Below are 18,006 nucleotides of genomic sequence, written 5' to 3'. Positions count from 1 at the left end.
TCCTAAAAAAGTTTGAAAAATGAGGAAGGAGCACATACATGTTTGCAAAGGATATCGGAATTGATTTGGGTACCGCGAATGTACTGATCCACGTAAAAGGCCAGGGAATTGTGCTGAATGAGCCATCTGTTGTGGCGATTGAGAAAACAGCCAATAAAGTGCTCGCAGTCGGGGAGGAAGCGCGCCGCATGGTAGGCAGGACACCAGGCAATATAGTCGCCATCCGCCCGTTGAAAGACGGTGTCATTGCCGATTTTGACGTAACAGAAACGATGCTGCGGTATTTTATTAACAAGCTGAATGTAAAGGGATTCTTATCGAAACCGCGCATTTTGATTTGCTGCCCGACAAATATTACGAGCGTGGAGCAGAAAGCGATCCGCGAGGCAGCAGAAAAAAGCGGCGGGAAAAATGTTTACCTGGAAGAAGAACCGAAAGTGGCGGCCATCGGTGCAGGCATGGACATTTTCCAGCCGAGCGGGAACATGGTGGTTGATATCGGCGGCGGCACGACGGATATTGCGGTACTATCGATGGGGGACATCGTGACAAGCTCGTCCATCAAAATGGCCGGTGATAAATTTGACAATGAAATTCTGCAGTATATAAAACGGGAGTACAAACTGCTGATCGGCGAACGGACGGCGGAGAATATCAAGATGAATATCGGCACGGTATTTCCGGGCGCCCGCAATGAAGAAATGGACATCCGGGGCAGGGATATGGTTTCCGGCTTGCCGCGGACGATTACGATTAAATCTGCTGAAATTGAAAAAGCGCTGCGTGAATCCGTATCCATCATTGTCCACGCCACGAAAAACGTTTTGGAGAAAACGCCTCCTGAACTGTCAGCTGACATCATTGATCGTGGTGTCATTTTAACAGGTGGCGGGGCCCTTTTGCACGGTATTGACCAATTGCTTGCCGAAGAAATTAAAGTACCGGTCCTTGTTGCCGAAAATCCGATGAGTTCTGTAGCGATCGGAACAGGCGTCATGCTTGAAAATATCGATAAAATTTCAAAAAGAAAACTCGTTTAATCAAACGTTTGATGAATGCTCCAGCGAGGTGAATGGCAATGTTACGGGGTTTGTATACAGCGGCTTCCGGGATGATCGCCCAGCAGCGAAAAACGGATTTGCTCGCCAATAATTTATCCAACGCAGATACGCCGGGATATAAAACGGACCAGTCATTGATCCGCTCTTTCCCGAAAATGCTGCTCAGTTATATGGATAAAAACGGGACAACAGGCGAAGTGGTGAAATCGGTCGGGTCACTTGCGACCGGTGTTTACATGCAGGAAACACTGCCGCTTTTTAAACAGGGCGACCTTGAAGAAACAGGCAACCGGACCGATTTGGCCATATTCGATCAAGCTTCACCGGAGGGGAGCCTGTTCTTCCGCATCGATGATGGCAACGGCCATGAAGTCTATACGCGGAACGGGAATTTCACGGTAAACCCGGAAGGCTATTTAACGACCGCTTCCGGCCATTATGTGCTGGATGAAAACGGGGGCCGGATTCGGACAGGGGGAACCGATTTTTCCGTCGATGCGGCTGGCGCGGTAACGGAGAACGGGCGCTATGCAGGTACGATCGGCCTTGCTTACGCCCAAAATCCGGCACAGCTTGAGAAAACAGGCGACGGTTTATATACGCTCGCGAATAACGGTGCGCTGCCGGCTGCAGGCCAAAACGGCTTTCAAATCAAGCAGGGCTTCCTGGAATCTTCCAATGTCGATGAGACAAAAACAATGACAGATATGATGAGTGCTTACCGCTCTTTTGAAGCCAATCAAAAAGTACTGCAGGCTTATGATGCAAGCCTCGGCAAAGCCGTAAACGACGTAGGAAAAGTATAACGGAGAATGGTAGGGTGAAATAGCGCCATGAATCAATCCATGCTGACAGCAACGAACACGCTCAGGCAGTTGCAGGACAAAATCGATACCATCAGCCATAATGTTGCCAATGTGGATACAAACGGCTATAAAAGCAAACAGGCGAGCTTTACCGATCTGCTCGTCCAGCAAATCAACAACCAGCCGGATACATCCAAAGAAACAGGCAGAAAAACGCCGTACGGCATCCGGACCGGCACGGGGGCAAAACTGGCACAAGCGGTCATTTCCCCATCGCAGGGGGCACTTGAACATACCGGACGCGCCCTTGATATGGCCTTTACAAAAGAAAACCAGTATTTAAAAGTGCTTGCCCGGGCAAATGGCAGTGATGAAGTGGCATTTACGCGCAATGGCGCATTGGAAGTGTCCCCGCTCGGAAACAATAGAAGTGTGCTCACTGATGCGAACGGGAACCCTGTCCTGGATGAGCATAACGCGATGATTACATTTCGGGGCAATGTAGCAGATTACGCGATCAGGCCAAACGGGACCTTGCAGGTGGCATACAGTGATGGCACGCGGGAAAGCTTTAACCTCGGCGTTGTCCAAATGCGCAATCCGCAAGTGCTGGAACAGGTCGGGAACAACTTGCTGAGACTGCCGCAAAACGTTAATGCGGCAAATGTGTACACAGATTTGACAGGTGCAACCCGCAGCCAGATTTCTATGCAGCAGGGCGTGCTTGAAAAATCGAATGTCGACCTTTCCACTGAAATAACGGAGCTAACGAAAACAGAACGGTTGTATCAGTTCCAGTCAAAGACGATTACATTGTCCGACCAGATGATGGGCCTTGTAAATAACATCCGTTCCTGATGATTCGTTTTTTACGGAAAACAGCTGTCTTGCACTTTAAGGCGGATCCCGGGGAAGGCAGCTGTTTGGATCCTGCCCCCGCCTTGTTCGCTCCCGGATTGAAACTGAAAATGGAGGATTTTTGCCAATGTTGGATTTGCAACAAATTAAAGACATTCTCCCGCATCGTTATCCTTTTTTATTGATTGATCGTATTCTTGAAGTGGAAGAAGGAAAACGTGCGGTTGGAATCAAAAATGTATCTGGAAATGAACCCTTTTTTGCCGGCCACTTCCCGTCCTATCCGGTCATGCCGGGTGTATTGATTGTGGAGGCGCTCGCACAAGTGGGCGCTGTCGCCATGTTAAAAAAGGAAGAAAACCGCGGGAAACTTGCGCTTTTTGCAGGGATTGACAAATGCCGGTTTAAACGCCAGGTGAAACCGGGAGACCAGCTTCATCTCGAAGTGGAAATCATCCGCTTGAAAGGGCCGGTCGGAAAAGGCAAAGCGGTTGCCACCGTCGACGGGGAGCTTGCCTGTGAAGCGGAAATCATGTTTGCGCTTGAAAAATAAAGACGGGGCACCAGGCCGCTTTTTCCCGAAAAAAAATCAGCCGGATGTCCAGCTGACAAAAAAGAAAAGGGGATAAGAAGAGGATCGGTATTGATAACAAACACATTCTCTCTGATGGGGCAAAATAGGAGAAACATTTAGGAACTGGTAAATGGAAAAAAGTTAGGAAAGGAAAACTCTTACGTTACTTCAGGTGTGGCACGAGTGCGGGCATTTTGCGGCTCTCTTCCTCTATCCGTTTTACTTCCTGCATCAAAAGTGCAAGCTGCCGGTTCAGCATGCCCTGCTTGACGATCATATCCGCTAAGACCCGCTCAAGTGCATCCAACCGTTTTGCTGCATCTTCCATTGCATGCTACCCTCCCTGACCGGTTTTTTGCAGCGGCTTGTTTTCCGGCCGTTTGCTTAAAAATTGGACTGTGTCGGCAATGACTTCGGTGACATAAACCCTTTTTCCTTCTTTATTATCATAATGGCGGGTCTGAATCCGACCGGTAATGCCGAGCATGGAACCTTTTGCGCAATATTTGCTTGTGTTTTCTGCGATTTTATTCCAAAGGGTACATTGGACAAAATCGGTTAACGTTTCGCCAAATTGGTTCCGGTAATGGCGGTTTAAGGCAAGCGTAACATTTAACACCGGTTTTCCATCTGCTGTGTAGTGAAGATCCGGATCTTTTGTAAGCCTTCCAACTAATGTGACCTGGTTAATCAACTGTGCCACCCCCTTCCTGCATTTATCTTACCGGCTTTCCATTTTCGTGTAAAATCGTCATTTTTCAAAAATCGCCCCCTTTTTTCGGGCAAAAATCAATTTTTCACGCGTGATTTTTACAAATTTCGGCGACAAAAAAGGGATATGGTATAATTTAAAATTTTTTTCGTATGGAGATGGGCATTGTCGGCCGGCAAAAACATGGCAGTCACCGGTCTTTTGAGACGAGGGGAGAAACTTGGCGTGATCGGTGATCGTAGGTTGGATGTATGTTATAATTTTTACAAACGAATAGGGAGGAAAGGGATGAAAACATTTAAGATCCTGTCACTTACCATTTTGAATGACGGCGAACGGGTGTCGATTCCGTTGATTGACGGGTTGATTCTGAACAAGGAAGACGGAAGGGGCACCTGGCTGATTGAAGCGTACACGGAGCGCAAGTATTTGCCGTTTTTTGCGGAAAGAGAAAAGCAGCAGACGGAGCTTGATACCGAAGTCGTGATCACTTACGAGAACAATGATCCGGCACCGCTTTCGACCCGGGTTAGGGGAATAAGAGAATTTGACGGGACGATCAGCGTTCTGCTCGAAGGGAAAATGCGCTCGAGACGGATCGCGTATGCGGAAAAACTGCTCGAGGAGCTGGTCCGCGAAGGGTATGAAGGCGAGCAATTAATTGAGGCATTTAAAGAAAGATTAAACGGAAAAGGCCGCTCTGCGTCATAAAACAGAGCGGCTTTACGTGTATTTTTCAGCACTATTTTTTCTTTTTTAATGGAATGACTTCCTTATGGACTTTGTTATTTTCTTCCCAATAGATAATGACTTTTGGATGTTCTCCTTTTTTCGGCGCATCTGTATACTCCACAAATCCGGTGTCCGGTGACACTCTTTCTTTCACTTCCGTTTTGTCTCCAACTTCCATTTTACCACCGATCCAATATTGCGATTTCAAGACATACACTTTCTTTTTTTCTTTTTTGGAGCCATTCCAAATGAAATCTCCAGAATAGTTAACATCCTCATATTTCTCTCCGTTATACGATAATACAGCAGTCCATTTGCCGCTCTTACTGTGGCCCACCCATTTTGGATAGCTGGGCTTTTCCTTTTCATAAACAACCACACCAACTATGATTCCAATAACAACAACGGCAGCAATGATACCAATAATAGCCCAAGACTTTTTCATGGTTACGTCCCCTCCTTTTCATAGATAATAATAAATATTCAAAAAATAACGGAAGGGGAGGAGGCATAAAGTGGTACTCCTCTCCCTTTAACTTTGCAGCAAAACCAAATGTTTCAATTCGTCATCGGACAGCTCAGTTACCCAGTTGTCACTTTGGATAATTTCGTCGTTCAGTGCCTGTTTTTTTTCAAGCATGGCGTCAATCTTTTCTTCAAGTGTGCCGGTCGCAATCAATTTATGGACATGGACAAACCGCTGCTGTCCGATGCGATGCGCCCTGTCTGTTGCCTGGTTTTCAACAGCCGGGTTCCACCAGCGGTCATAATGAATGACATGATTGGCCGCTGTTAAGTTCAAGCCCGTTCCCCCGGCTTTTAAGCTCAGGAGAAAAACAGGGAACGCCTTGTTTTGAAAATCACGGATCAACTGGTCGCGTTTTGCTTTCGGCATGCTTCCGTTTAAAAACGGAACGTCAAGACCGAACAGCTCCTTCATCATTTGCCGAATCATCTGGCCCATCCCGATATACTGGGTGAAAATCAGGCATGATTCTCCCGTATTCAAAATGGCTTCTGTCAGCGTGGCCAGTTTTTCCAATTTAAATGACCGTTCCAAAAGGTGCGCCGGTTTTTCTTCTTTCAGAAACAGGGCAGGATGGTTGCACAGCTGCTTCAGCCGGTTCAGCATCTGCAAAATCAGCGCTCTTCTGCCAAGCCCGCTCAGCTGGTCGATCCCCTTAAAAGCATTTTGCACCGTTTCTTCATACAGAGCCGCCTGCTCCGCCGTCAGCGGGCAATATTCTTTTTGCTCCAGCTTTTCGGGCAGATTCAGTTCCACATCCGGATCTTTTTTCGTCCGGCGTAGCAAAAACGGCTGAATGAGGCGCTTAAGCTCGCGGATTTTTTCTTTCGATCCATCCTTTTCGATCGGGGCGATGAACCGTTTTTGGAACTGCCTGAACGTGCCCAAATAGCCTTTATTGGTAAAATCAAAGATCGCCCACAGTTCTGAGAGCCGGTTTTCCATCGGGGTGCCGGTCAAAGCAATATAGTGCCTGCCCTTTAGTTTCCGGATCGCCCGCGACTGTTTCGTCTCCGCATTTTTAATGTTTTGCGCTTCATCAAGGGCGATCGTGCTCCATTCCACAGCTGACAATGCCTCGAAATCAAGGTTGGCAATCCCGTAGCTCGTCAGTACAACATCGGCATGTTGATAGTAATCCCCCAGTTTTTCTTTTTCCCGGTTCGGTCCGTAATGGAGGGCGACATTTAAGCTGTTTCCAAATTTTTCGATTTCCCGCTGCCAGTTGCCGAGGACAGATGTCGGACAGATGATAAGCGCCGGTTTTTCCGGCTGTTTCGTATATTTCACATGGAGAAGGTAAGCGATCAGCTGCACGGTTTTCCCAAGCCCCATATCGTCTGCCAGTACGGCGCCAAACCCGCAATCACGCAAAAAGGCAAGCCAGTTTAAGCCGAGCTGCTGGTACGGCCGCAAATCGCCCTGAAATCCGGGCGGGATCGGGACGGATGGCATTTCGGTCAGATTGGAAAGCTTTCGGATAAACTTTTTTAATGACTGGTTCAGTTCAATTTGAATCCGGGCGAGCGCCTGCACATCCTCTGTTTCTTCTTCATCCGTTTCCTCTTCGGATTCGGAAGTTTGTGCGAGCAGATCCTGAAGATGGAGCCCCTCTTTTTTGGCTTTTTCCATAAGCGCCTGCAGCGATCGAATCATCTTCGGATCAAGTGTGATCCACTCGTCTCCCGCTTTCACAAAGCGGCGCCCCTTGTTGATCAGATTTTGGAACGCTTCTTCGCTCATTTCTGCCCCATTTAAGGAAATCCGCCAGTCAAATTCGAGCACCGTATTAAGATTAAAAAAAGACCGGTAGCTTGTGTTTTTTTTCAGTTTAGCTTTCAGCCGCATATTGGCGTTTTTAACGGATGACCACCAGGACGGCAGCATAATTTCGACACCGAGCGGGAGAAGCTTTTCGCTGGCGTGAACGAAGAATGCCCATGCTTGGTTTTCTTCGAGTTCATTGCGCAGCTGCCCGTTTTCATCATGAAGCCAAGGGAACAATTTTCCCCATCTTGCCTGTTCGAGCCGGATCTCTTCTTCAAATGGCTGCCATTTTTTATACAGCTTTTGCCGAGGGTAGACGAGCAGCCGTTCCGGTTTATCACGGTCGCGCAACACGGTCTCAAGCTTCCAGTACCCCCCATCCGTGTCAGGTTCAAAAAGGCGGATCCCAATTGTAAAGGGGAGGGACGCTTCGCCCGCCCATAGTTGAAAGCGTCGCTTGTCAAAATAGGAGGTGAGTTCCTGGTTTGTAAAGCCTGATTTTTTCAGCTCCATGAATTGCCGCTTCAATTGCGGCCGGCTGGCGATAAAAGAACGGGCCGCTTCTCCGTACCATTCGGAGAGCACGCGCGACAAAGGTTTTTCATCCAGCTCCCGGTCCCAAAATGACGGGTTGAACTCGTGGATGACGGTATCAGGCAGCTCTATCGCCCATGCTTCTTCTTCCGGAAGTGCAGCCGCTGTCGCAAGCCAGCCGCCGCTTAAAACGGCATCAAGCAGCACGGGAGCCACAGCAAGATAAATTTGCCCGCGTTCATCCCAATCCCATCGCAACATCGAACTGAAACCTTCTTTTCCGAGCAGGGACAAAAGCGTAAAGCTGTCGGCCAAAATCCCGCTGCGGTTTCCGAAACGCGTGTACGGTATGAAGGCGCCATAAAAACTTTCTTCATGCCACATCAACAAAGACGGCGCCCAGTAGGAAGGATCGGCTTCGTTTCCGGCCCGGTCTTCGGCATATAAGAAATAACGCCCGCCCGGATCCGGTTGTATATTGATTTTTACATCATATTCCATCTGCATCGGTCAAATTTCCCCTCCTGCATTCTTCCTGAAAAGCGCGCATCCGTTTTGTCCGTTCCTTGATTTCGTCAAAGAATGCGTACCACCTTTCCTCTTCATGGCGTTTCCGGTAAATGGCTTTTAATTTTTTCAAATAGCGGACGGCTTTTTGATAGGACTTCCGGTTTTTTTCCCCGATACAGATGCCGACCGCCCGGTGGTAAAGAGGGAGGAGGACTTCAGGTGCTTGCTTTGCAACCCGTTCGAGTTTTTCTTTTGCCATATCCTCGGGTGTATTGCCGATCAGTGTTTGGAGTTCCGCCCACTCCCTGTATCTTGCGGATAAAAATAAAATATCCCCGTATTTCGGGGCGCTGACAGGCAAAAAGGCGCGGTACAGTTTTTCCAGTAATTTCAGCTGCTGGGCGGAGAGCGCCTGTTCATTGATGGAGCGGAAAAACATTCGCATATAGGCAGCCTTGTCATAGTCATCCCCGCATGTTTCCAAAAGGCGCGGGATCATCGGTAAGGCAGCGGAGATATAGCGGAACAGTCTCTCGTCCGCTTTCAGTTCCAAGAACCAGTACGGCATATATACGGCTGTATTGACGCCGCTTTGAGCCAGCTGCCTGAGAAAAAACAGCGCGGTGTCGTCATTCCCGAGCAAAAAGGCGAGATGGATGAAGCAGAGCACCTTCGTGGAGGAGAGATTTTCACCGGCATCAATGCTGTTTAAAATTTCCTTCCTTAAACGCGCCTCTTCCTCTTTCCGCCAATTTTCTTTCTTTAGCAGGCGCGACCAGAGGATTCGGTAAAAATCAACGGTTTCAAGTTCGTAGAGGGATACACTTTCTGCCAGCTCACGGGTGTTTTCGCGGAAATAAGCGATAAACGGATCAAAAACAAACGGGAGCGCTGCGGACGACAGCTGGTTTGCCGCTTCTTCCGCTTCGCCGGACAAAAATTGCATGAGAGCCGTGGACGAAAAAAAGTCATTTTTCAAACAAATCGTGTTAATGTACTTAAACAATTCATAGGCAGCAGTCAGTTTGTAAAGCGGCTCCCATTCCCGTTCGACAGGCAAAAAAAGGGTAAGCCGGCGGTATACTTCCCTTGCCGAGAGATCGAGAAGAAATTCATCATTCACATTGATCTCTTCAAAAGCGGTATGGAAATCGTCCAGCCACATGCTGATGTTTTGCCCGGATGTTTCCGCCTTTTTCTCCAGCAAATCGCTTGCCCGTTTCACGGATTGCAGAATGTCCCCGTCCGTACTGCGTCGCTTCCACTCCCGGACCCAGTCAAACACACTGTTTTCTTCACTATAGGCAGAGAAAAACAAAGCCATCAGGTGGCGGCAAAAACCGTCATGGGGGCAGGAACAATCAAAAAACAACGGGTCAAAAAGATCCAGCCCGCAATCCACCGGTGTCACATCCTGAACTTTCCCGCGCAAAAACCGTCCCGAAATCCGTTTGTCATGGACTAGATGCTGGCGGTACAACAGCAGCCCTTTTTGCACCAGTTTCTGGTGGGAATCGCGCTCCGGCTGCAAATGGTTCTGAAGTTTTTTGGCATAATCATTCAGTAAGGCGGCCATAGGACGACACACTTCCTTAGTAAAATATGTAAACAAAAAGCAGGTAGCTGCTTCGATTGTGACAGATGATAATTCAACTATTTAGCATAATACACATTTCCGTTGATGTCCAGTGCGGAAAGGAGACAGTATGTGTCAAGTTTTTCTCGACAAGGTTTAAATATCGGGTATTCCTAGACACTCTTTTTGTACACTTTCGGCTACCGTGCTTTACTTGCTCGGTGTAATTTTCGGAAAAGATGTAGTATTTTCGTATAAAGATGGATAACGGGGATGTTGAGGCGCGCGAAATTCACTCGCTTTCCGCGGGCGGCCGGCGAGCCTCCTCGCTCGTACCTCGCTGCGGGGTCTCTCCTGGCTCGCTTTTCCCGCAGGAGTCTCGTAAATTTCGCGCGCCTCAACGATCAGTCCCCACTGATCCAGGCTTAAAACGAAAGCTCTAATATTTTGCTTAAATGTCCCATTGAGTATGCCTTGTTTGATTTTCACCATGGCTTCTGCGCCAAGTTCACTCCAATGCATGCCCCTTTTTTTCATCCTGAAGGAGATATGCCTTTGGTTCGATTCCATCGCTCCTAGGCCTCTCGCACCTTCCGGCACGTTTTTCACCCTGTCTCTCCAGTCAAAAATGCGGTCCCAGTTTTTCAAGATATACGAACGGAATTCCTTGATTTTCTTGAGGGCCTTTTTATCCGTCAAGGTGCTTTCGTGCGTATCCAAATATAACGTGAATTGGTCCAGATCATGCGTTCTAATCGCTTTTCTAATTTGCTCCTTGATCTCGCTCTTTCCGCCCCCAAATGTCCTTATGATGGCTTGTGCAACGTGGTAGGTATCCAGCTGGTTGAGCACCGGAAATTCCGACTGTGAGAATGCTGTTTGAAACCGTTCAGCTGTGTACCCAGCACCTCCATCACTGTTTGTAATGACTTGCGCTTTTTCGAGGGAATAGGTGTTGGCAGCTGTGGCTTGGACTTCATCCCAAAATGTCTGAATGTCTTCCGTCGTCATGATGACTGTGGGCTGACGCAGGGAGACCCTTTTTCCATTGGTTTCCCAACCTTCATAGAGAATGGCATGGTGGACTTCCATACTCTGTTTCTTTTCCAGTCCCCGGATGAATACGCCATCTGCTTCGGAAAACAGGTAGTCTACCTTCTTCCCATCAGGCAGTGAAGCAGCTATTTCCATCTCTTCTACAAGGGCCTTGTCGGCTTCCACCTGCGTTTTTCCTACGCGTTTCACCATTTCCCCTACAGTTGTATGACTAAGACTCACGGCTGTCCATTCTTTTAAAATATTCGCCACCTCCCGATAGGTGTTCTCACTTGCCAACTCTGCCACCTTTAATTCCACTAACGGGCTATATCTCTGGTGGGGTACCAGCCCCAAGCATTCATCCAAGGGATAATGTGAGTTCCCTCTCTTATCACGCATTAATGAACGTTTAAAAGTCACACTTCCAAATAGAAACTGAACGCTTCTGTTATCACTACGGCAGTACTCCCAGCCTTCCTCCAACTTCTTTTGTTTAATTGTTTTATCTAACTCCTCAAATACATCCCCAACCCATTGTGTAAAAGCCTTCTGCATCAGAAGTTTAAGCTGTTCTTCAAATTCCATAAGACTCTTTGTACCCTTTAATAATCCAGCAATTATTGATATAATATCCATGGGAAGACCTCTCTCTAGATGTTCATTCAAGGTGTACATTTAGATGATAGAGTGTCTTCCCATTTTTTTCCACTCATTTGCCCCTTCGAGTAAAATTTTACACATACAAGGAGACAGCTGCAACCGGTCTATTTGTTCTTCTCGCAGACTTATGAAAGGAAATCAAACAATTTTGATGAAAACCCTTATATTTTTTTAATTTTTTTGCTATATTAAGAGTAAGACAAGAAAATTTTCATAAAACTTTAAGAAATGCCGTGTAAAATCCTATATAGATGGGAATACATATACAGATAAGGAAACAGTACGGAAATCCATGATAGATGAGGTGGTCGTATGAAAAAAAACCATGATCATTTAATAAAGATGATATCGGCCTTTTCGGAAATGGGAATTAAAACCTCTTTTACGAAATCCCGGCTGGAATTGTTCGAAGTGCTGGAAGGGAGAAAGTTGCAACCGGTTTACAAAAAACATTAATTCCTGTTTTGCGGAGCGGAAAAACGCGGGCGACCAAGCGATCGTCCGCGTTTTTTTGGTTTTGGCTTGCACCGAGGCAGGTTTTTGCTGCCTTCCATTACTCAAAAGCTTTTAACATTTCAGGATGTCCGGATTCATTTTGAAGCATGGACACGGGTTCCTGTTTTGCAGTTTGAACCGCCGGCCGTGCCGCTTTCTTTTTCACCTCGATATAGCGGATATGCATATCTTCCATTTCACTGATCGTAAAGGTGTAATCCCCGAATTCAACCGTGTCGCCCTGCTTCGCCTCGATCTTTTTGGTTAAAATCCAGCCGCCGAGGGTATCAATGTCTTCATCGGAAATTTGTGTGCCGAGCAGGTCATTCACTTCACTGATCAGTACTTTCGAGTCGATAATAAAGTGACCGTCCTTGACTTTCCGGATCAGCGGCACCTCATCCATGTCAAATTCGTCACGGATTTCACCGACGATTTCCTCCAAAATATCCTCGACCGTCACAATGCCGCTCGTGCCGCCGTATTCATCAAGCAAGACGGCCATGTGAATGCGCTCTTTTTGCATCATGACGAGCAGCTCATTAATCGGAATCGTGTCGATCACGCGGATAATCGGCCGGACATACGCTTCCAGTGACGAAGGGGGAGCCTGTTTTTTCAGTACATCGGTTAAGACTTCCTTTAAATTGATGATCCCGATAATATGGTCCTTATCTCCGTCAATGACAGGGTAGCGGGTAAACCGTTCTTCCTGCACGAGGTCCATGAACGTCCGGAGGGAATCACCTTTGGAAAGGGAGACAATCTCGGTTCTTGGCACCATAATTTCTTTCGCAATCCGGTTATCAAACTCAAAAATTTTATTTACATATTTAAACTCTGATTGATTGATTTCACCATTTTTATAGCTTTCAGACAGGATAAACCGCAATTCCTCTTCCGTATGGGCGACGTCATGCCGGGATGCGGATTCCATCCCAACCATTTTTGTAATCAGGCCGGCAGAACTGTTCAATAGCCAAATAAACGGGTACATCAGCCTGTGGAACAAAATTAACGGCTTTGCTGCAAGAAACGTAATGGTTTCCGCTTTTTGAATCGCAACTGTTTTTGGTGCAAGTTCTCCTGCCACAACATGCACAAAGGTAATGACAGCAAAGGCAAGGATGACGGAGAAAACGGCGCCAAAAGACTCCGGAAGATGCAACAGCCCGAACACGGGGGCGAGAAGATGCGATACGGTTTCTTCTCCGATCCATCCGATCAGAAGCGAAATGATGGTGATGCCCAATTGGCAGGTCGATAAATACTCATCAAGATTTGTGATGATGTTTTTTACCGAAATCGCTTTTTTGTTTCCTTCTTCGATGAGTTGGTCAATCCGGGAACTTCTAATCTTTACGATTGCAAACTCTGAAGCTACAAAAAAAGCGGAAAGTGCGATTAATATAAAAATCAGCACCAATTTAAATATGTCCAAATAAGTTTCCCTGCTCCGAATAGAGACGGGGCAGGAGTCACCTCCTGTATTTTTACAAAATTGAATGATTCTATTCCCGATTTTAGTGCCAAACCACTTCCCTGTTTAAAATGGAGGAAAGGGACTGGACGAGTGCCAGGCTGTCTCCCGATAATTGATTGCGCAATGTTTCTTTTTGCGCTTCCGGCAGTTTTTCCAGATTCGGTGTTATATCCTTCAGTTCCGTATTGAGCTGTTTTAGCTGTTCGGAGAAGAGGTTCAATTGCTGGATTAAGGCATGTGCATTCAATATGCCGTTCCTTCTGCATTCCAGTTTGGCCCGGATCGCCTTCAGCGGAAGATGCATTTTTTTGCATTCTTCTATAAACTGCAGTTCGTTTACGGCGTTTTCGTCATAAATCCGGTAATTTGCACCGGTACGTTGTGGTTTTAACAGCCCGAGCCGGGTGTAGTAATCAATGGTCCGTTTTGAAACATTGGCAATGGATGCTAATTCCCCGATGCGGTACAAAGCCCCATTGGAATCACCCCAATCTCTGAAAAAGCACACTTATATTACGACTATTATAAAACATAAATACCATACAGTCAAACGTATCGGTTAGAAATAAAATGTAATTAGGAAAATTCAATTTATTCAAAAGCAGGAAAAACCAGGTTGCGCAGCCCCCGTTAGGAGGAAGCTGCTTCCTGTTTTTTTGATACTTCCACATACAGGACGTGCGAACCTTCCATATCTTTTACTTTAAAGTCATACGATTGGAACGGCACGGAATCGCCCTTTTTTAAATCGTATTTCTGTGTCAACAGCCATCCGCCGATCGTATCCACATCATCATCGGGAATTTCGATCGCAAGGAGGTCATTTACATCTTCAATCAGCACTTTGGCGTCCAAAATATAATGCGCATCCCCGATCTTTTGGATAAGCGGGATTTCATCCGTATCAAACTCGTCCCGGATTTCACCAACGATTTCCTCTAAAATGTCCTCGACTGTAATAATGCCGGCAGTCCCGCCATATTCATCCAGTAAAACGGCCATATGGGTGTTGTCCTTTTGCATGCGAGCAAGAACACCCTGAATCGGTACCGTTTCAATGACATGGATAATCGGATTAATATACGGTTCAATCGTCGCATCATCCCTGAGATCCGGGTTTGAAACACAATCCGTCAGCACTTCTTTCATGTTGAGCACGCCGATGACATTGTCCTTGTCCCCGTCTGTAACCGGGTAGCGTGTATATTTTTCAGATTGTGCCAGCCGGATGAGATCGGCAATCCGGTCACTCTTGTCGACCGTCACTACTTCTGTGCGGGGGACCATAATTTCTTTTGCGATCCGGTTATCGAATTCAAATATATTGTTGACATATTTATATTCGGACTGGTTAATTTCACCGCTTTTTAAGCTTTCCGACAGGATAATCCGCAGTTCTTCCTCCGAATGGGTGATTTCATTGTCCGATTGCATGTCGTAACCGAGCGCTTTTGTCACAAGCCGCGAAGACTTGTTCAGCGTCCACGTAAAGGGATACATGATTTTGTTGATGAAAATCAGCGGTTTGGCGACGAGCAGCACAATATTTTCTGCTGTCTGGATAGCAATATTTTTCGGTGCAAGCTCCCCAACCACGACGCTGAAAAAGGTGATGATGAGAAAAGAAAGAATAAAGGTCACCACGTGGATGAGTGTCCCGGGAACATGGAGTTTGATTAAAAGCGGATTAAAAATCACCCTTAATGTCGGCTCGCCCAGCCACCCAAGAACAAGAGAAATCACGGTGATGCCCAGCTGTGTTGTCGACAGATAGCTGTCCAGGCTGGAGATTACTTTTTTGGCGGAAGCGGCTTTTTTGTTGCCTTCCGCAATGAGCTGGTCAATTCTCGATGTTCGCACCCTTACGAGAGAAAATTCCGAGGCGACAAAAAACGCATTGGCCCCGATTAATAAGACAATAATAAGCAATTTGATCGTCAGCATGGTTTGTCCTGCCAAGAGATGCAAAAACGAATCGTTTTACATGGCCCCTGATTCGGCAAGACATGCACCTCCTTAAGAGACTCTTCCTGTATACTGTTCCCGAAAAACAGGAGAAAAAACGGGGCTTGCCCGGGAACAAGAAAGTAATTCGTCGTTTTCTGTATATTCCTATCCATATTTTGAATCATTTCAATCAGAACTGCAAGCACAAGGCGCATCTTCTCCCGGTAAAAATGATCATACTGGTTTAGGGGGTATATGGTTTTGCATTTAGTGGAAATACATTATAATCATCAGTGAGGATAAAGGATGCACGATTTTCAGATAGGAATGAAATAAAAATCCAATTTTTTTGCCAAATTTGTTAAAATAAAATTATGAGAACTGGCAGGTTTTAGTCCATAACATGTTCTGCACAATCGGGGGTAATCGTTTGAAAAACCATGGTGGCAACAGGGAGCTCATATATGTTCACGCGAATGAAGTGAATCACTATGTTTTATTGCACGGCATCTGTTTTTATGAATTTTACCATGCTTTTCCCAATTTGACGAATCTCCTTCTTCTCCGTCATCAATTTGAGGCAGGCACTGTAAATTTACATACGCTGTTTGAATATGCGGATGAGGAAACGATCGGGCGCCTGCTAGAAGAAGACATTTACAGCTACGGGGATTTTTGCTGGGTGGATTTTGAGGATGAGGAAGGGCTCGATCTGCTGGAGGGGTATGAAATTGCGGAACTGCTGTATCTGAGCCATATGAAACATCATTTGCGGATGCCTTTTTACCGGAAATTAAATAACCATTTCGTCTATTTATCGCAGGATGACGGCTACTACAGCAAAATTTATTTCCGTTCTTTCCGTGATTTTTATGCGATGCTTGGCTATGTGGTTGCCGAGCGGATCAACAGGATCAAAGGAGAGAAACCGTTTCTGTTCGGGCGGAAAAAGCGGAAAGCATTGCCCGCTATCCCGGTGGAGGTGCTGTTGCCGCTTTCGGAGAAGATGAAGGAAGGGATGGTTATTTCGATGGAATATGCCGTGCAGACCCGGGTGCAAATTGAAATCCCGTTTTGGACGATCGGCGATTTTCATGATATGGATGAAATGCACGAAGAATATGCCGCCATCTCCGGCACGCCAATCGATGGAAAAATGGTCTATGACCGCAGGATGCAGGAATGGAAAATTTTAATTCATTAGACGTCCATGCTGCAGTGAAAAGTAGCTGGCGCGTTTTACGATAGAAAAGCGGGGAAGGAAGCCACCCCGCTTTTCATGATGCAAAATCCTCTTCAACGTCAGGGCCGATCCCCCGCATTTCAATGGTATCGGGTCCTGTTTTATTTTTAAAATGGATAGCGGCGGAAAACCTTTTTAGTAAAACCATCTTTAGGGCTGCAGACGACGGCGTTTTTTAACGGGCACCATCTTTCAAGTCGCAAAGCGCAACGGGAAACAGCCCCCTGTTAAAAAAATCCTGAACAAATCGTGTTACACAAATGCCCGTTTTGCCATACAATAGGGAAGAAACTGAACAAATCAAAATGGCAAATTTGGCGCACACCGGGTGTGTAAAATGTTAAAATAGGAATATCCTGTTCGTATGATGGAGGATGACAATGAAAAAGAAAATCTGTTTGCTTTACGGCGGGAAATCCGCTGAACACGAAGTATCCCTGCAAACCGCCAAAGCTGTAATACAGGCCTTGGATCACGAAAAATACGATATTTACCCCATCTTCATTACAACGGAAGGGGACTGGATAAAAGGGCCGCTTTTAACCGGACCTGTTGAAACCGTGAAACAGCTTGAGTTCCGTGACGGAAAGAAAATGGCCCCCAATGCGCTGTCAACCACTGTATCGGGTGAAAAAGGCGGCTATGACGTCATTTTTCCGCTGCTGCACGGGCCAAACGGGGAAGACGGCACCGTACAGGGCATGCTTGAACTGTTAAACCTGCCGTATGTCGGAAACGGCGTGCTTGCCTCTTCAGCCGGAATGGATAAAGTAATTATGAAAAACCTGTTTGCACAAGCCGGGCTCGACCAAGTGAAATATGTTTCTTTTATCCGGAGTGAATGGGAAAATGCGCCCGAAACCTGTTTTCAACAAGTGGAAGAAAAGACCGGCTACCCTTGTTTCGTCAAACCGGCGAATCTCGGTTCAAGCGTCGGGATCAGTAAGTGTAAAAACCGCACGGAGTTGGAAGCAGCATTTAAGGAAGCCTTTCAGTACGACCGGAAAATCATTGTCGAAGAAGGCGTCACGGCCAGGGAAATTGAACTTGGCGTGATTGGGAATGACGATCCGCAATGTTCCGTTGCCGGCGAAATTGTCGCGAAAAAAGATTTTTACGATTATAAAGCGAAATACGAAGACGGGGAAACGGCGTTAATCATTCCGGCCGATATTCCCGAAAAAGTGTATAAAAAATGTACCGAAGCTGCGATTACAGCATTTAAAGCACTCGACTGCTCGGGGCTGGTGCGTGCTGACTTTTTTGTGACAGAAGACGAACGGGTGATCATCAATGAAATCAATACGATGCCCGGATTTACACCGTTCAGCATGTTTCCGCTTCTGTGGAAAGAGGCAGGGCTGGATTACCCGCAGCTGATCGAAAAGCTGATTGAACTTGCCCTGGAGCGACATGCGGAAAAACAGCGGATTAAATATACTTTGTAACGGGGTTTGGAACCATTATTAATGGTTTCTGTTCTG

At 46.6% G+C, this 18,006-nt stretch carries 17 protein-coding genes; 8 read left to right on the top strand and 9 right to left on the bottom strand.

Going from position 1 to position 18,006, the window contains the following annotated elements:
* The first annotated feature begins 38 nt into the window (after positions 1-38).
* The 4 genes from OF158_RS16565 to fabZ all read left to right on the top strand — a co-directional run bounded on the left by OF158_RS16565 (position 39) and on the right by fabZ (position 3,278).
* Positions 39-1,040, top strand: a complete 1,002-nt coding sequence (locus OF158_RS16565; RefSeq protein WP_014096775.1) for a rod shape-determining protein — start codon at positions 39-41, stop codon at positions 1,038-1,040.
* Between the two features lie 38 nt (positions 1,041-1,078).
* Positions 1,079-1,867 carry a flagellar hook-basal body protein gene (locus OF158_RS16560; protein ID WP_035183247.1) on the top strand — a complete coding sequence of 263 codons (789 nt, stop codon included), beginning with the start codon at positions 1,079-1,081 and terminating at the stop codon, positions 1,865-1,867.
* Between the two features lie 27 nt (positions 1,868-1,894).
* Positions 1,895-2,725, top strand: coding sequence for a flagellar hook-basal body protein (locus OF158_RS16555; protein ID WP_014096777.1), 831 nt, complete (start codon positions 1,895-1,897; stop codon positions 2,723-2,725).
* A gap of 127 nt (positions 2,726-2,852) precedes the next feature.
* Positions 2,853-3,278, top strand: a complete 426-nt coding sequence (gene fabZ, locus OF158_RS16550) for a 3-hydroxyacyl-ACP dehydratase FabZ (protein ID WP_014096778.1) — start codon at positions 2,853-2,855, stop codon at positions 3,276-3,278.
* Positions 3,279-3,462: 184 nt separating this feature from the next.
* Here the strand turns inward: fabZ and OF158_RS16545 are convergent, their stop codons facing one another.
* Complete coding sequence (locus tag OF158_RS16545) at positions 3,463-3,627, bottom strand: hypothetical protein (RefSeq protein ID WP_013860712.1); 165 nt, start codon at positions 3,625-3,627, stop codon at positions 3,463-3,465.
* Between the two features lie 6 nt (positions 3,628-3,633).
* A complete protein-coding gene (locus tag OF158_RS16540) occupies positions 3,634-3,993 on the bottom strand; it encodes a single-stranded DNA-binding protein (protein WP_014096779.1) in 360 nt (119 codons plus the stop codon).
* A 306-nt stretch (positions 3,994-4,299) separates the two neighbouring features.
* On the opposite strand from OF158_RS16540, the gene OF158_RS16535 reads away from it, so the two are divergent.
* Entirely contained in the window at positions 4,300-4,722 is a 423-nt protein-coding gene (locus OF158_RS16535; protein WP_014096780.1) for a YwpF-like family protein, read from the top strand.
* 31 nt (positions 4,723-4,753) lie between these two features.
* Here OF158_RS16535 and OF158_RS16530 read toward each other — a convergent pair whose 3' ends face one another.
* The 4 genes from OF158_RS16530 to OF158_RS16515 form a co-directional block, all read right to left on the bottom strand.
* Positions 4,754-5,188, bottom strand: a complete 435-nt coding sequence (locus OF158_RS16530) for a DUF4944 domain-containing protein (RefSeq protein WP_014096781.1) — start codon at positions 5,186-5,188, stop codon at positions 4,754-4,756.
* Positions 5,189-5,275: 87 nt separating this feature from the next.
* On the bottom strand, positions 5,276-8,077 hold the full coding sequence (locus OF158_RS16525) for a DEAD/DEAH box helicase (RefSeq protein ID WP_017550307.1): 2,802 nt from the start codon (positions 8,075-8,077) through the stop codon (positions 5,276-5,278).
* Positions 8,061-9,656, bottom strand: coding sequence for a hypothetical protein (locus OF158_RS16520; protein WP_014096783.1), 1,596 nt, complete (start codon positions 9,654-9,656; stop codon positions 8,061-8,063). Before OF158_RS16520 ends, OF158_RS16525 begins: the two co-directional genes overlap by 17 nt.
* A gap of 210 nt (positions 9,657-9,866) precedes the next feature.
* Positions 9,867-11,330 carry an ISLre2 family transposase gene (locus tag OF158_RS16515; protein ID WP_048339786.1) on the bottom strand — a complete coding sequence of 488 codons (1,464 nt, stop codon included), beginning with the start codon at positions 11,328-11,330 and terminating at the stop codon, positions 9,867-9,869.
* Positions 11,331-11,666: 336 nt separating this feature from the next.
* Between OF158_RS16515 and OF158_RS16510 the strand changes: the two genes are divergently transcribed.
* Positions 11,667-11,810 carry an Lmo0850 family protein gene (locus OF158_RS16510; protein ID WP_013860706.1) on the top strand — a complete coding sequence of 48 codons (144 nt, stop codon included), beginning with the start codon at positions 11,667-11,669 and terminating at the stop codon, positions 11,808-11,810.
* 97 nt (positions 11,811-11,907) lie between these two features.
* On the opposite strand, the gene OF158_RS16505 is transcribed toward OF158_RS16510, so the two are convergent.
* The 3 genes from OF158_RS16505 to OF158_RS16495 all read right to left on the bottom strand — a co-directional run bounded on the left by OF158_RS16505 (position 11,908) and on the right by OF158_RS16495 (position 15,276).
* Entirely contained in the window at positions 11,908-13,290 is a 1,383-nt protein-coding gene (locus OF158_RS16505) for a hemolysin family protein (protein ID WP_014096785.1), read from the bottom strand.
* 82 nt (positions 13,291-13,372) lie between these two features.
* Positions 13,373-13,801, bottom strand: coding sequence for a MerR family transcriptional regulator (locus tag OF158_RS16500; protein ID WP_017551150.1), 429 nt, complete (start codon positions 13,799-13,801; stop codon positions 13,373-13,375).
* 161 nt (positions 13,802-13,962) lie between these two features.
* The gene (locus OF158_RS16495; protein ID WP_014096787.1) at positions 13,963-15,276 is read right to left on the bottom strand and encodes a hemolysin family protein; all 1,314 of its coding nucleotides are present in this window, start codon (positions 15,274-15,276) and stop codon (positions 13,963-13,965) included.
* A 433-nt stretch (positions 15,277-15,709) separates the two neighbouring features.
* On the opposite strand from OF158_RS16495, the gene OF158_RS16490 reads away from it, so the two are divergent.
* Together OF158_RS16490 and OF158_RS16485 are read left to right on the top strand one after the other, a co-directional pair.
* A complete protein-coding gene (locus tag OF158_RS16490) occupies positions 15,710-16,483 on the top strand; it encodes a hypothetical protein (RefSeq protein ID WP_014096788.1) in 774 nt (257 codons plus the stop codon).
* A 419-nt stretch (positions 16,484-16,902) separates the two neighbouring features.
* Positions 16,903-17,970: a D-alanine--D-alanine ligase gene (locus tag OF158_RS16485; protein WP_017551147.1), complete on the top strand. Its 1,068-nt coding sequence runs from the start codon at positions 16,903-16,905 to the stop codon at positions 17,968-17,970.
* Positions 17,971-18,006 lie beyond the last annotated feature (36 nt).

This window comes from Weizmannia sp. WK01 (assembly GCF_025905465.1).
GTDB classification, from domain to species: domain Bacteria; phylum Bacillota; class Bacilli; order Bacillales; family Bacillaceae_C; genus Weizmannia; species Weizmannia faecalis.
This window is presented reverse-complemented; position numbering and strand designations above follow the sequence as displayed.

Coding starts and splice junctions, on each gene's coding strand:
- OF158_RS16535 (WP_014096780.1), top strand. CDS start 4,300: ATGAAAACATTTAAGATCCTGTCACTTACCATTTTGAATGACGGCGAA.
- OF158_RS16515 (WP_048339786.1), bottom strand. CDS start 11,330: ATGGATATTATATCAATAATTGCTGGATTATTAAAGGGTACAAAGAGT.
- OF158_RS16530 (WP_014096781.1), bottom strand. CDS start 5,188: ATGAAAAAGTCTTGGGCTATTATTGGTATCATTGCTGCCGTTGTTGTT.
- OF158_RS16510 (WP_013860706.1), top strand. CDS start 11,667: ATGAAAAAAAACCATGATCATTTAATAAAGATGATATCGGCCTTTTCG.
- OF158_RS16555 (WP_014096777.1), top strand. CDS start 1,895: ATGAATCAATCCATGCTGACAGCAACGAACACGCTCAGGCAGTTGCAG.
- fabZ (WP_014096778.1), top strand. CDS start 2,853: ATGTTGGATTTGCAACAAATTAAAGACATTCTCCCGCATCGTTATCCT.
- OF158_RS16545 (WP_013860712.1), bottom strand. CDS start 3,627: ATGGAAGATGCAGCAAAACGGTTGGATGCACTTGAGCGGGTCTTAGCG.
- OF158_RS16560 (WP_035183247.1), top strand. CDS start 1,079: ATGTTACGGGGTTTGTATACAGCGGCTTCCGGGATGATCGCCCAGCAG.
- OF158_RS16565 (WP_014096775.1), top strand. CDS start 39: ATGTTTGCAAAGGATATCGGAATTGATTTGGGTACCGCGAATGTACTG.
- OF158_RS16495 (WP_014096787.1), bottom strand. CDS start 15,276: ATGCTGACGATCAAATTGCTTATTATTGTCTTATTAATCGGGGCCAAT.
- OF158_RS16520 (WP_014096783.1), bottom strand. CDS start 9,656: ATGGCCGCCTTACTGAATGATTATGCCAAAAAACTTCAGAACCATTTG.
- OF158_RS16485 (WP_017551147.1), top strand. CDS start 16,903: ATGAAAAAGAAAATCTGTTTGCTTTACGGCGGGAAATCCGCTGAACAC.
- OF158_RS16525 (WP_017550307.1), bottom strand. CDS start 8,077: ATGCAGATGGAATATGATGTAAAAATCAATATACAACCGGATCCGGGC.